Origin of the sequence: Caldicellulosiruptor diazotrophicus (genome assembly GCF_017347585.1) — a bacterium.
GTDB classification, from domain to species: Bacteria; Bacillota; Thermoanaerobacteria; order Caldicellulosiruptorales; family Caldicellulosiruptoraceae; genus Caldicellulosiruptor; species Caldicellulosiruptor diazotrophicus.
Genome location: NZ_AP024480.1, coordinates 2,452,399 through 2,464,783, shown reverse-complemented (window position 1 = coordinate 2,464,783; position 12,385 = coordinate 2,452,399). Strand labels below are relative to the sequence as shown.

The window sequence follows — 12,385 nt, the reverse complement described above, 5'->3', positions numbered from 1 at the left end:
TTAACCCTGCCTTTTGTTTTCAGGAACAGAGTCAAGGTATAGTAACTAAAAAGTCATGTTGGTCAAAAAACGACCAGCCCAAAAGCCCAAACAAGGCTTGTTCCAGTAGTCAAAGAGCTTTGAAAAATCTCTTTTTAAATTGTATTGCAAAAACTGCAAAGAAGGTGTATAATAAAACCAGTTAGCAAAACCACACCTTAAAATCTGTCTACAAAAATGTAAAAATAAAAAACTACCACAGCAAAAGCTGTGGTTTTTGTTTTTCTGTGTGGTATAATAAAAATTGTAAGCAAAAACTTTCAAACAGAAAAAGGTGGTTTCGTTATGTTGTTCACAGTAGTAGTAAGCAAAGAGGATAACTGGTATGTCGCTAAATGCGTAGAAAACAGTGTAGCTTCACAGGGGAAAACCATCGAAGAAGCAATAGCTAACTTAAAAGAAGCTATTGAACTTTATTACGACGGCGAAGAAATACAAAAACCACAAATGCCACCGTTGATAACTACCATAGAGGTGGCAGTATAAAATGTCTTACAGGTATCCTATACTAAAACCACAGGAAATAATAAGAGCACTCAAAAAAGCTGGATTCAGGGAAGTTGCACAAAAAGGCAGTCATCTCAAACTCAAAAAAGAAAACCCAACAAGGGTCGTAATTGTCCCAATGCATGAAGAAGTTGCAAGAGGAACATTGAAAAGTATTCTGGAACAAGCAGGAATAAGTCTGGAAGAGTTTTTGGAACTCCTTTAGGTTTTCTCAATACCCAGTAGTTTCATTGTTGTAAAAACTGAAATTTTGTGTATAATAAATTCAGGCGGGAAAACTGCACTTAAAACCTGTCTACAAAAATGTAAAAATAGAAGCTACCACAGCAAAGAGCTGTGGTTTTTGCTTTTGTGACGATATGCTTGTAAATGAGGAGTAACAATTATGGAAAGCACTGTAATGCAAGAAATTCATCGGTTTCAGGAGAAATTCTATGAAGAAACAAAAAATATGACTTTGCAAGAATTTTTAGAGTACGTACACAAAAGAGCAGAAAAAGTCAGGAAGGAATTAGAAGAGTTTAAAGAAGAAAATGGAAAAGAAATACTGAAACAATAAGTACCCTGTTTTCAAACCATGTTGCAAGACTTAAAAATTCGATGTATAATTAAAACAGTTAGCAAAACCATGTTCAAAATGCGTCTACAAAAATGTAAAAATAAAAAGGAAGTTAGCCACGGTACAGGTTTGCAGGAAAAAACCTTGCCGTGGCTTTTTGTTTTTTGGGCAGGCAAAATTTTTGTGTAGCAAATTTCAAAATCATGGTATAACTATAATAAGAAAAAACTTTAGCAAAAGGAGTTGATGTAGCCATGAGAAAACTTTTGAGCTTTGCAGTCATCCTGAGCCTGCTTTTAACCTTTGCCTTCCCGGTAGCACAGGCAGGAACAATCACACAGAAAGTACAGGCAGCAATAAACAAAATAGACTACATCACAGCAGATGAGTTTGTAACATCGCTCTTAATAGGTGCAAAGGTAAAGCCGGATAAGCCTCTGGACTACTGGGGAAAGGCAGTCAAAATGGGCTTGATACCTCAAGAGGTCAAAAAAGACAGACCCATAACACGAGCTCAGGCAAGCTACATTGTGTGGAAGTTAATAAATGCGGTGCCGGAGCTCAAAAACAAGAACATACCGGTGTCAGTCAGAAGAGTACCACCAACAGAAGCATTCATGAGAGGTATTTGCTTTTTCGGTGGGCCTGGCGGATATGAAAATGAATTTGGTTATGTTCCAGGTTACGACCTTGATGATTTTATTCAGGGTTATCAACTGTTGATACTGGAATACAAATACGCAGACGGCTTGACTACATTCAAGTATGTATGGGACAGATACAAAGGTATAAAATATGACCCTGTGGGTGGGATAAATAAAATAAGCAAAGATTTTTTGGGATTAGTTGCAGAGTTCAAGAAGAAATACCCTGACAAAGTGGTATACGCACCACGACCGTGGCAAAAAGGCTGGATGTTTGCAATGGATATTGTAAGGGATACAAAAGGTATTCCAGCTACAATAGATGCAAGTGTTCATAGTTCAATTGACTATGCAAGACAAATACTTACTAAAGCCGAAGATGTTATCAGCAAGTTTACAAAGCTTGGTTACCCGATAACAAGAGAGGATATAGCACAGATAAACTACGGTTATTATTTTGAGAAGAAAGGAACTACTTTGAAAGGTTATTATGGATATTACGACATCAAAGAACACCCATATTTCAATATGTACCTTGAAGACTTTTTAATAAACTATCCCAGAAAATATCCAACCGACCATACAAGGTTTGCTTATTACTGCAAGGACTACAGCAAGATACCGCAGCTTTACAGAGAACCGATGTTGCACTTGGCAGATTTGGGCATTATCACACCAGACCAGTCAGCACTGTACATTGGCGTTTACTACTTCAACGCAGGCAAAACGCTAACAAGAGCAGAAGCTGTACAGATGATTACAAGAGTGTTCGATAAAAGCAAAAGAGATGTGCTGGATGAGGTTAGTGTAAAATCTTCAGCTTATTGGATTCCAGAAGCTAATATAGGTACAGGCAGATATATGATTTTTGAAAAGGAAAAGAAAAAATATACAGAACTTGAAACAAAAGCAGATGAAAGTGGCGGTGGAGTATCCTTGGCTTCTACCCAAGCTTTATTTAGAATAGAAGAACTAAAGTCAATGAGATTTGTTATAATGGCAAAGAATGTAATACCTAACAAATATGTTTCAGAAAAAGGTTTTGGTAGTTTTAGTATTGCTGAAACAAACAGCATGTTAGGGTCAATTGATTTAGCAGAACTAAACTTCAATGGGCAATCAATTGTCCTATATGATGAATTTGATTATCCTAAAATTGGAATTTGCGACCCATTGGTTAGTCTATGGGACTATCCTAAAACAAAACTTCTTGCCTACGTTGCACCAGCATACAGAGATGAACTTCAAAAAGATTTGAATTATTACACGTTTGGAAAAATCAAATCTGTATCCAAAAGTAATAAAATTATCAAGCAATATGGGGACGTATTTATTGTTTTTAATGCTGCATATCTCTTTGGTGCTAATGTAGTTAAATACGAACTCTATACTGTATTACCTTTGTACTTTACTGAAACAAGAGAGAAAAATTATTACGTGTTTCTTTCCCCTGCAAAACCAAATTCAAAATATACTCAATAAATAAAGGGGTGATATTAAGGTGCTTAAAAAACACAAGAGCTTGTTCAAAGCTCTTTCTTTTTTATGTATACTCTCATTAATTTTAAGTCTTGTTCCACCAGCGGGGATATGGCAGACAGTTAAAGCAGATGATATTAATTTGTATAACGGCGGATATGATAGTTACAATGGTAAGGACAGAAGTTACTGGATGCAACAGGCAGGTTTCAAGTCTGAAGAAATTAACACATATAAATCAATTAAGGTTAACGGCAAAGATGAATACTTCAACTGCGAAATCTACGCAGAGCGAAGGATGGTAGTGTATGGTACACCATGGGATGTGCCAGATAACAACTTTGTTTGGAATTTCAAAGAAGACCCCAATGGGTACTTTCATAAAAACAGAGATGGTACAGGTCCACGTGGTTGGTTCAGATATGCTGGTTATACTATGAACGGTGACCTTTTTCCAGACAAAGAATTTCCAAACGATGGTGATGGAACACAACCAGTAGAATATGCCAATATTCTAACATGGTCAGAAATCCGTCAATTAGATAACTTTACAAAGTCAAAACTTGCCGTGGCAGATTATGACCCAAGCAAAGTTGCAAGTTATCAATGGGAGACTGTAATGGAAATCAAGATATAATCTTAAAGATTTAAAATCGGGGCAAAGTCTTGGTCAGCTATTTTCCAAGTTTAGTAGCGATACATTACCACCGGATGAGTTCAAACAAAGAGCAGTGTTCAAGGGTGTAGACAGCCAAGGAAGTGCATCTGTTGTAATTGTTCACAGGAAAAACGGTGGGCTCTGGTACAGAACATACTCCGGTATGGTGATAAAACAAGACCCATCAAAGCTTCGTTCAGACTCAGTTTCAATAACCCTTGATTCGTACAGTTATCTTGTAAAACTTGACCAGAACGGGTCTGTGTTAAAATATGACCCTGCAACAAACATGTCACCAAGTGTGAATGTGTTTATCACAGGTAAACTTACGGACAATCTTGGCACAAATGGTGCAGACCCTTACTATGAAGGTTTAGTGACGACAAGAAACGATGTTACAAGTTATGCAACTATCATTAACTATTTTAAAATTACACATAAAGATCCAGAAACAAATAAAAACTGTAAGGGAAAGTGTATTAAAAATACGTCTACAAATTGGCGCTCTGCTGCCTAGGGATGAGAAATTCATCCCGAAAACAAAACACGAAGGCAAACCAGTTAGCAAAGCCATGTTCAAAACCTGTCTACAGAAATGTAAAAATAAAGACTACCACAGCAAAGAGCTGTGGTTTTTGCTTTTTAGTAGCATAAATACACCGATTTGTGGTATAATCATTACCAGATAGCTTTTCTTTGATAGTTTGCATATAAAAGTTTTTACTGAGAATAGGAAGAAATAGGATAAAACTTACAATAATGTAACTAGTTATAGATAAGATAAGGAAACTGGTTAAAAAAGAAAAATAAAATGGTAAAATCATATGATACAAAGAATGAGAGAAAGAAATATAACAAGAACAGATATATTGGAATGTATACAGGAAGGTGAAATTATAGGACAGTACGATAAAGATTATCCTCATCCAAGTTGCCTAGTATTAGGGAAAAGTAAAAAAGGGAAGTGCAATGCATGTTGTTTGTGCTGTTGGAGAAGGATGGTTATGGCTTATAACCGCTTATTATCCATCCGAAGATGAGTGGTGTGATGATTTCAGAACAAGTGATAAAGAAAGAATGAAATGTTCATTGTGCGGTGCAAGTATGATAGAAGGGAAAATTAAACATATTGTAGATATGGAAAAACAAACTATTATTATTAAGGATGTTCCCGCTCTTGTATGTAAACAATGCGGGGCATCATGCCTTGACGACGAAGTTGTTGAAAAACTTGAAAAAATGGTAGATGAGCTATTGAAAAACAGAGCAGAAATTGTTATTGCAAATTATTCTGAAATGGCCGCATAAAGCCACAAATGAGTAAAACGAGAAGGTGTAAAGAAACTTCCAGCAATAATTCCGATAGTAACGTACAACGGTCTTGAGAAAGATTGGTATATACTGCAAGAAATAATTATAGAATGGGTGAGTTTGTATCAAATGTTGCAAGACTACTGGATGAATTACAGATATGCATTTAGCTTAGCCACACTGTTCACATGTAGAAAATTTTACATTTTGCAAAAAAATTGCTGTGATATAATTATTAAAAAATGCCATTAATCATCTCCGATATAGAACTGGAGGTTTGGTAAATGCTAAAACAGATGATTACAAAATTGGAGAAATTCCCACCTATAATTAGGGTATCGCTGATTTTTATTGGTTTTGGATTATTTTCTCTTTTAACCTTTAGAATTGGAGAATTTGTTGGCAGACTAATTTACGATATATTACATTAATGAATTAAAATATTATCACAAGAAAAACTTTAATTAACACCTTCGAAGTACATTTTTGGATAACATCTTTACTCCGGCAAACACAAAAAGTAAGATTAAGAAAATTTGGTTAGATAGTATACTGCAATTTGTGTTCTGTTTTTAAGATTTAACTTTTGAAGAATGGATGTTATGTAGTTTCTTACTGTACCTTCAGAGATGAAAAGCATGGCTGCAATTTCCTTATTTGAGTATCCTTGTGATATGAGCTTTGCAATTTCAAGCTCTCTTTCAGTAAGGTTTTGTGTTTTTTCAAGCAGCTGCTTACTAGTCCTTTTCAATACATCTGAAACGTATAAAGCAATTTCTTTGTCTATAACAACCTTACCATCAAGCACAGACAAAATGGAATTTACAATATGCTTTGCATCAGAGCTTTTAAGGATGTACCCATCTGCGCCAAAACTCAAGCTCTTTTCTATGTAATCTTCTTCACAAAATGTTGTTAATATTATCACTTTGACATTTGGAAATTTGGTTTTTATATTAAAAGTTCCCTCAATACCATCCATAACAGGCATTCTAATATCCATAAGAACAACATCAACATGCCACATATTGAGAAACTCTATTGCCTCTTTTGCATTGGTGTAAAGGCTTACAACATCAAAATTTTCAAGCTCAAGGATGATTTTAAGACCGTCCAAAACGGCAGGGTTATCATCAACAATTAAAACCTTAGGTTTTTTCAAAGTAGTCTTCCCTTTGCCTTCAAAGTTCAAATGCTTGAATGTTTTCTACCAATGCTTTTATTTTACTAAAATTTTTTATAATAATGAAGATATATTCTAGAATACGCCGGCTTGTGGTATAATTAAATCAGAGGCGGGGAAGAGGTGTTAGTGTAAGAAAGGAGAAAGTTTGTAGCATTGAGGAGACTACGAGTATACATTGACACCTCAGTTATAAGTCACTTAGACCAGCAGGATAATCCTGAGTATATGCAGATAACAAAAAAATTTTGGGATGAGCTTAAACAAGGAAAATACAATGTATACATTTCAAGTGCAGTAATAACTGAATTAAATAAGTGCAAGGAACCAAAAAGAAGCAGGCTATTAGAGTATATGTCCCAGATAGAATTCACGAGAATTGAGATTAACCAACAAGTTTTGGAACTTGCGCAGAAGTATGTAAATGAATGTATAATTCCGTCAAAGTATTTCGACGACGCAGTCCATATTGCAGTTGCAAGCATTAACGAATGTGATATTTTGGTATCATGGAATTTTAAGCATATAGTTAGATATAGGACAATTCAAGGCGTAAACGCAATAAACAAACTTATGGGTTATAGAGAAATTCAACTGGTGTCCCCACTTATGATATTAGAGGAAGAGGAGTGACAAATATGTTTGAAACAAGTGCGATGAAAGAACTGCACAGGATACAGGAGGAGATCTACGAAGAAACAAAAGGCATGACCCCAGAAGAATTTATTAGATATTTTGAAGAAACGGCAAAAAAAGTAGAGAGAGAATTAGAGGAACTGAAAAAGAAAAGAAAGAAGGAAATTATTTAATAATTTCATAACAGGCAAGCCACAGATAATTTTTTCTGCAAACTATCTGTGGCTTTTTTGTTTTTTATAAAGCCAGCTTTTTAAAAAGCTTGTTGGGAGCAACTTTCACATTTTTGATTGAGAAGAGGTTTCAGCACGCATGCAGCGTGCTTCTTTCAACTGACAAGCCGGTGACTACTGAGATAGCTCTTAAGGTAGTCTTTTACTCATGTTCAACCTTTGCAAGGGTGTTTCACAAACACTAAGACATGATGCTTTAGAATTTAGAAAAAAAGGAGTATTCCAAGTAAAGTTACAAATACCACAGTAAAGGGATTGTTCTTGCCAGCAATTTTTGCAAGTACACCTGTTGGAATGTAGCCGTGAAGAAAAGTACTAATGCCAATTCCCACAACTACAAATACAAGGGTTTGTGTCATACTTGCTTTAAAAATTTTTTATCCTCAGCAATTTAAATATTTCAGGACATAAATAATATACAATATTAAAGTTTTAAGTTAGGCAATACTTACACAAAATAGAAAAACCCTCTGCAGTCTTTAAAATATCTATTCTTTGCTGCAAAAGGCAACAAAAAGTATTAAATAAACTAACTTACAATTTTGTAATAGGTTTTTGCTGTAAGGGCATACACGCCAGTATAAAATATAGCAAACACAAGTATAACAGCAGATGTGCAAAGAGCATACAAAGGTATATTTGTAAGGTTGAATACCTGTAACATTTTAACTATTATTTTAAAAGCAAACGCTATGTGAACTATTGCTGAGAATAAAGGCAAAAAGAAGGTTGCAAGTATTTGGCTTTGTATTGACTTTTTAATCTCCTGATGCGTCATACCCACTTTCTGTAAAATTTCATAGCGATGCCTATCATCAAAGCCTTCTTCAATTTGTTTATAATAAATTATAAGCACTGTTGCCATAATAAACAAAAGTCCAAGAAACAAACCAATGAATAATAACCCGCCATAGATAGAGTAAAAACCTTCTCTTGCCATTTCACGAACTTCAATTGTTGCATTATTTACTATTTTATTTAAGCTATTTTTTAGTGCTGTGCAAATGTCCATGAGATTATCATTGTTACCATCAAAATCAAAACCATAATAATATGAAAATTGTACCATGTCGTTTTTATTGCTATTTAGTGAACAGAAGATTTTCTTCATTGTTTCAATGTCTTTGACTATTATCCAAAAACAACTAATAGCTGGTGTAAGGCTATTAGTTAGAGAGTTTGAAGTTAATCGTTTTTTAATTGAGAGTTTGAAACCATTGAAATTGATAATGTTCTCAGAGATATTAACATTACTAGTATACAGAAGAACTTCATTATCAGATAATTTGATAACTTTCTTTTCAATATTATTGTAGTCCTCAAGAGGCACTACAAAGGCAGTGGCTGAGTTCTTATCAAAAAAATTTTGTTTTTTTATTCTGAAATGAGTTTTATCTTGAATCAAAGCAAGCTCCAAATATTTATATTTAACCATGTTTTTAGAAACTATATTAAATTTTTTCAATTGCTGCATTATCGTATTATCAACTTTTTTTACATTTTCTAAGTTAATATTGTCCGATGTAATAATTATTTCTTGTGGATAGCGAGTTTTTAAAATATCCTCAACTCCAATATACAGGGAAATTGTGGTTGAAAGTACAACAATTACTGCTGTTGAAAGTATACATATGTTTGCAAGTCCAACTGCATTTTGTTTCATCCTGTATATCATGTTAGAAATCCATATAAAATGATGAGGTTTATAGTAATAGTTTTTGTTTTTCCGAAGAGTCTTTAAAAATGCTATGCTTCCAGCGGTAAACAAACAATATGTCGCTATCATTACTAAGATAACTGCAACAAAAAAGATGTTCATCGCTGCTAAAGGCTTTTCAGTTGTAAGTGCAATGTAATATCCAATCCCAAGGCAAACTATACCAATGATGGTTAAAAGCCATTTTGTTTTTGGTTCTTTTTCTCCTACATTGCTTGCTTTTAATAATTCAATGGGTTTTGATAGATGTACCGAGAAGATGTTATATATAAGGTTTAATATAAAAATTCCGCTGAATAAAAGAGTTGTGACCAAAATGGGTGACGGTGATATTTCAAAACCAAACACAACTTTAAAACTTACAATTTTAAAAAGTAGAAGTGTCATAAGTTTGCTTAAAATTATTCCTGATAAAATACCAGATGCAATACATATCAGTCCTATGATTACCGTTTCAAAAAACATAATCCTTGCTATATGTCTTTTTTCCATTCCAAAAATATTGAAAAGTCCCAATTCTTTTTTACGCCTCTTTATCAAAAAGCTGTTTACATAAAAAATAAATATAACAGAAAAAATACCAATTACTCCTGCTCCAAATCGCAAAATACTCCTCAGCGCTTGGCTATCGCTCAAATGTCCGATATCTTCTGTATTAGCCAAAAAACACATGTTGTAAAACATCATAACTGCTCCAATACAGGTCAAAATATATGGGATATATGCTTGGGTATTTCTTTTTATGTTGTTGGCTGCAAATTTTATATAAAAAGATTTAAGCATTCCGGATACCTCCTGTTGCAATCATGGTAAGCGTATCGGAGATTTTCTGATACATTTCATCATTTGACATTGAACCTTTATAAATTTGATGAAAAATCTCTCCATCTTTTATAAACAAAACTCTTTTTGCATAGCTTGCAACTTTTATGCTGTGTGTGACTACAAGAATTGTTTGACCTTCATTATTTATCTCGGCAAATAGTCTTAATAATTCTTCGGATGAATGTGAGTCAAGAGCACCAGTTGGTTCATCGGCAAGAATAAGCTGGGGTTTTGTAATAAGTGCACGGGCAATTGCAGCTCTTTGTTTTTGTCCGCCTGAGACCTCATAAGGATATTTTGAGAGAATATCAGAAATTCTAAGTTTTTCAGCAACAGGTTTTAACCTCTCATACATTTCTGTATATGGTCTTCCTGCTAATACAAGAGGTAACAGGATGTTGTCTTGTATAGAAAATGTGTCAAGAAGATTGTAATCTTGAAACACAAAGCCTATGTTATTTCGTCTGAAGGCTGAGATTTCTTTTTCATTCATTGACGTAATTTCTCTGCCATTTAGTAATACTTTACCGCTTGTAGGTTTATCAAAACCTGCAATGATGTTTAACAGTGTTGTTTTACCTGAACCTGATTCGCCCATAATAGCTATATATTCTCCTTGCTCTACTGAAAAAGATACACTTGCAAGTGCCTGAACAGGATTTCCACCAAATCTTGTTGTGTAGATTTTCTTTAAACTATTCACTTCTAAAAGAACATGTGTCATATTTTACTTCCCTCCGAGTGCAAAATTGACTTTTTTATTCTTGTCCATTATAACAAAAAAGAGAAAATGCTTGCCTTATTTTTGGCTTACATTTTCTCTTCTCAATCTTACATTTTAGTAAGGTTTTAATTAGATAAACTAATCTGGTGCTATATCAACAGTATCAAAATTGATTTTTACTTTTGTGCCCTTTCCAACTTCTGATTCGATTATAATTTTGTGTGATAGTTTATATAAAATCCGCTTGCAAAGGTAAAGTCCAATACCTGTAGATTTTTTCTCCAGGCGACCGTTATACCCTGTAAAGCCTTTTTCAAAAACACGGGGCAAATCCTCTTTTGCAATACCTATGCCTGTATCTTCAATAACCAATGTATTTGGCAAATTGTTTTCCATATAAATAGAGATTTGACCACCGGGGTTTGTATATTTAAGCGCATTTGAAAGTATTTGTTCAATAACAAATGTTAGCCATTTTTCGTCAGTTAACACATGGCAGTTTAATTCTTTGTAATTGAGTTTTATCTTTTTTCGTATAAAAATTAGAGAGTATTTTCGCAGCGCTTGTTTTACAATATGGTCAAGTGAATATTTCTTTAGTAGTAAGTCATTGCTCATATTTTCCATACGAAGATATTGAAGAACCATTTCAACATACTGCTCTACCTTGAATAGTTGTTCTAAAAGTTCACTGCTAATTTTTGATTGTTCTGCTTGTAAAACCAGCTTTATAGCAGCTATGGGTGTTTTAATTTGATGTGCCCATGCTGTGTAATAATCAATCATATCTCTATAGACTTTCTCATTATTAGTTAAAATTTCAATTTTGCTTTCATTAATGATTTTAATTAGTTCTTGATAATCTTTTTCAATCAAATCCTTTGCAATTGAAAAAGAAAAATCCGCAATCGTAATGTTTCGTTTTAGTTTTTCAAGTGTTATATGTTGTTTATAAAATGAGAAAAAGTCAGTAATTCCAATGATAAATGCAAAAATATATGTTAGTACTAAGCTATAAACTGTGGGTTCTAAAGGAAGAGAATAAAGGAATGAAATAGAAAAAAATATACAGCTTGAAACCAACAGATAAATGATAAGCAACATATTCCGTTTTAAATATGCCCCTATAATGTTTATGTAATCCTTCATATTTTTTCCCCTCATTCTATAATATATCCAATGCCTTTTTTGGTTTTGATAAAATTTTCGAGACCTAACTCAGCTAACTTTTTGCGAAGCCTTGTTATATTTACTGTAAGAGTATTATCGTCAATAAAGCTATCACTTTGCCAAAGGTGTTGCATAATTTCTTCACGGGATACCACTCTTCCGGCATTTTCCATAAGCAATTGCAAAATTTTGTATTCATTTTTTGTTAACTCAATTTTTTTATTTTGATGAATTAGAGTGGTATTATTGAGATTTAAAATAACTCCCTTGTGCTCAATAAGGTTTATATTTGAGACAAATGAGTAAGTTCTCCTTATCAGGGCATGGACTTTTGCTGTAAGGACGTTCAAATCAAAAGGTTTTTCAATAAAATCATCTCCACCCATATTGATAGCCATTATGATATTCATATTATCGCTTGCAGAAGATATAAACATAATAGGAACTTTTGATATTTTGCGTATTTCGTTACACCAGTAAAACCCGTTGTAAAAAGGCAATATTATATCAATTAACACGAGATGTGGCTCAAATTGAATAAAGCACTCAATGATATTTTTAAAATCTGTAACATAAAGTGCGTCGAAATCCCATTTGGACAGGTGGTTTTTTATAGTTTCAGCAATAGATATATCGTCTTCAATAATCATTATCTTATACATTAAAAATCACTCCGACAAAAGGTCTACATAAACAGGGT

The 12,385-nt window shown here is 33.7% G+C and carries 16 protein-coding genes and 2 pseudogenes; 13 read left to right on the top strand and 5 right to left on the bottom strand.

The genetic code is table 11. The annotated features are described in order from the left end of the window. Positions 1–324: 324 nt before the first annotated feature. From CaldiYA01_RS11550 to CaldiYA01_RS11510, 10 genes and pseudogenes are all read left to right on the top strand, one after another. Entirely contained in the window at positions 325–525 is a 201-nt protein-coding gene (locus CaldiYA01_RS11550) for a type II toxin-antitoxin system HicB family antitoxin (protein ID WP_207179897.1), read from the top strand. A gap of 1 nt (position 526) precedes the next feature. Continuing rightward, positions 527–751: a type II toxin-antitoxin system HicA family toxin gene (locus CaldiYA01_RS11545; protein ID WP_207179895.1), complete on the top strand. Its 225-nt coding sequence runs from the start codon at positions 527–529 to the stop codon at positions 749–751. Positions 752–931: 180 nt separating this feature from the next. Beyond that, entirely contained in the window at positions 932–1,105 is a 174-nt protein-coding gene (locus CaldiYA01_RS11540; RefSeq protein ID WP_207179893.1) for a hypothetical protein, read from the top strand. A 254-nt stretch (positions 1,106–1,359) separates the two neighbouring features. Next, the gene (locus CaldiYA01_RS11535) at positions 1,360–3,231 is read left to right on the top strand and encodes a hypothetical protein (RefSeq protein WP_207179891.1); all 1,872 of its coding nucleotides are present in this window, start codon (positions 1,360–1,362) and stop codon (positions 3,229–3,231) included. A 19-nt stretch (positions 3,232–3,250) separates the two neighbouring features. After that, positions 3,251–3,865, top strand: a complete 615-nt coding sequence (locus CaldiYA01_RS11530) for an Athe_2463 domain-containing protein (RefSeq protein ID WP_207179889.1) — start codon at positions 3,251–3,253, stop codon at positions 3,863–3,865. A gap of 94 nt (positions 3,866–3,959) precedes the next feature. After that, entirely contained in the window at positions 3,960–4,403 is a 444-nt protein-coding gene (locus CaldiYA01_RS11525; protein WP_207179888.1) for a hypothetical protein, read from the top strand. Between the two features lie 307 nt (positions 4,404–4,710). Continuing rightward, entirely contained in the window at positions 4,711–4,926 is a 216-nt protein-coding gene (locus CaldiYA01_RS11520; RefSeq protein WP_307729583.1) for a DUF4258 domain-containing protein, read from the top strand. A 37-nt stretch (positions 4,927–4,963) separates the two neighbouring features. After that, the gene (locus tag CaldiYA01_RS11515; RefSeq protein ID WP_207182858.1) at positions 4,964–5,194 is read left to right on the top strand and encodes a type II toxin-antitoxin system MqsA family antitoxin; all 231 of its coding nucleotides are present in this window, start codon (positions 4,964–4,966) and stop codon (positions 5,192–5,194) included. Between the two features lie 18 nt (positions 5,195–5,212). After that, positions 5,213–5,311: pseudogene (locus CaldiYA01_RS12365) on the top strand (Rpn family recombination-promoting nuclease/putative transposase); the annotation flags it as partial. 170 nt (positions 5,312–5,481) lie between these two features. Continuing rightward, entirely contained in the window at positions 5,482–5,628 is a 147-nt protein-coding gene (locus tag CaldiYA01_RS11510) for a hypothetical protein (protein ID WP_207179886.1), read from the top strand. Between the two features lie 95 nt (positions 5,629–5,723). On the opposite strand, the gene CaldiYA01_RS11505 is transcribed toward CaldiYA01_RS11510, so the two are convergent. After that, entirely contained in the window at positions 5,724–6,359 is a 636-nt protein-coding gene (locus CaldiYA01_RS11505; protein ID WP_207179884.1) for a response regulator transcription factor, read from the bottom strand. A 177-nt stretch (positions 6,360–6,536) separates the two neighbouring features. On the opposite strand from CaldiYA01_RS11505, the gene CaldiYA01_RS11500 reads away from it, so the two are divergent. The 3 genes and pseudogenes from CaldiYA01_RS11500 to CaldiYA01_RS12475 all read left to right on the top strand — a co-directional run. Beyond that, positions 6,537–7,013 (top strand): type II toxin-antitoxin system VapC family toxin, encoded by a 477-nt coding sequence (locus CaldiYA01_RS11500; protein WP_207179882.1) that lies wholly within the window; start codon positions 6,537–6,539, stop codon positions 7,011–7,013. 5 nt (positions 7,014–7,018) lie between these two features. After that, positions 7,019–7,189 (top strand): hypothetical protein, encoded by a 171-nt coding sequence (locus CaldiYA01_RS11495; RefSeq protein WP_207179881.1) that lies wholly within the window; start codon positions 7,019–7,021, stop codon positions 7,187–7,189. 70 nt (positions 7,190–7,259) lie between these two features. Continuing rightward, positions 7,260–7,499: pseudogene (locus tag CaldiYA01_RS12475) on the top strand (helix-turn-helix domain-containing protein); the annotation flags it as partial. A gap of 279 nt (positions 7,500–7,778) precedes the next feature. Here CaldiYA01_RS12475 and CaldiYA01_RS11490 read toward each other — a convergent pair. From CaldiYA01_RS11490 to CaldiYA01_RS11475, 4 genes are all read right to left on the bottom strand, one after another. Further along, positions 7,779–9,749, bottom strand: a complete 1,971-nt coding sequence (locus CaldiYA01_RS11490; protein WP_207179879.1) for an FtsX-like permease family protein — start codon at positions 9,747–9,749, stop codon at positions 7,779–7,781. Continuing rightward, the gene (locus CaldiYA01_RS11485) at positions 9,742–10,515 is read right to left on the bottom strand and encodes an ABC transporter ATP-binding protein (protein ID WP_207179877.1); all 774 of its coding nucleotides are present in this window, start codon (positions 10,513–10,515) and stop codon (positions 9,742–9,744) included. Before CaldiYA01_RS11485 ends, CaldiYA01_RS11490 begins: the two co-directional genes overlap by 8 nt. Positions 10,516–10,653: 138 nt before the next feature. Beyond that, complete coding sequence (locus tag CaldiYA01_RS11480) at positions 10,654–11,664, bottom strand: sensor histidine kinase (RefSeq protein ID WP_207179875.1); 1,011 nt, start codon at positions 11,662–11,664, stop codon at positions 10,654–10,656. A gap of 11 nt (positions 11,665–11,675) precedes the next feature. After that, the gene (locus CaldiYA01_RS11475; RefSeq protein ID WP_127352685.1) at positions 11,676–12,347 is read right to left on the bottom strand and encodes a response regulator transcription factor; all 672 of its coding nucleotides are present in this window, start codon (positions 12,345–12,347) and stop codon (positions 11,676–11,678) included. Between the last annotated feature and the right edge of the window lie 38 nt (positions 12,348–12,385).

What these genes read in the sequence shown, in the direction of transcription:
- CaldiYA01_RS11475 (WP_127352685.1), bottom strand. Translation starts at nt 12,347, where the DNA reads ATGTATAAGATAATGATTATTGAAGACGATATATCTATTGCTGAAACT.
- CaldiYA01_RS11540 (WP_207179893.1), top strand. Translation starts at nt 932, where the DNA reads ATGGAAAGCACTGTAATGCAAGAAATTCATCGGTTTCAGGAGAAATTC.
- CaldiYA01_RS11535 (WP_207179891.1), top strand. Translation starts at nt 1,360, where the DNA reads ATGAGAAAACTTTTGAGCTTTGCAGTCATCCTGAGCCTGCTTTTAACC.
- CaldiYA01_RS11485 (WP_207179877.1), bottom strand. Translation starts at nt 10,515, where the DNA reads ATGACACATGTTCTTTTAGAAGTGAATAGTTTAAAGAAAATCTACACA.
- CaldiYA01_RS11495 (WP_207179881.1), top strand. Translation starts at nt 7,019, where the DNA reads ATGTTTGAAACAAGTGCGATGAAAGAACTGCACAGGATACAGGAGGAG.
- CaldiYA01_RS11490 (WP_207179879.1), bottom strand. Translation starts at nt 9,749, where the DNA reads ATGCTTAAATCTTTTTATATAAAATTTGCAGCCAACAACATAAAAAGA.
- CaldiYA01_RS11480 (WP_207179875.1), bottom strand. Translation starts at nt 11,664, where the DNA reads ATGAAGGATTACATAAACATTATAGGGGCATATTTAAAACGGAATATG.
- CaldiYA01_RS11520 (WP_307729583.1), top strand. Translation starts at nt 4,711, where the DNA reads ATGATACAAAGAATGAGAGAAAGAAATATAACAAGAACAGATATATTG.
- CaldiYA01_RS11510 (WP_207179886.1), top strand. Translation starts at nt 5,482, where the DNA reads ATGCTAAAACAGATGATTACAAAATTGGAGAAATTCCCACCTATAATT.
- CaldiYA01_RS11515 (WP_207182858.1), top strand. Translation starts at nt 4,964, where the DNA reads ATGAAATGTTCATTGTGCGGTGCAAGTATGATAGAAGGGAAAATTAAA.
- CaldiYA01_RS11550 (WP_207179897.1), top strand. Translation starts at nt 325, where the DNA reads ATGTTGTTCACAGTAGTAGTAAGCAAAGAGGATAACTGGTATGTCGCT.
- CaldiYA01_RS11545 (WP_207179895.1), top strand. Translation starts at nt 527, where the DNA reads ATGTCTTACAGGTATCCTATACTAAAACCACAGGAAATAATAAGAGCA.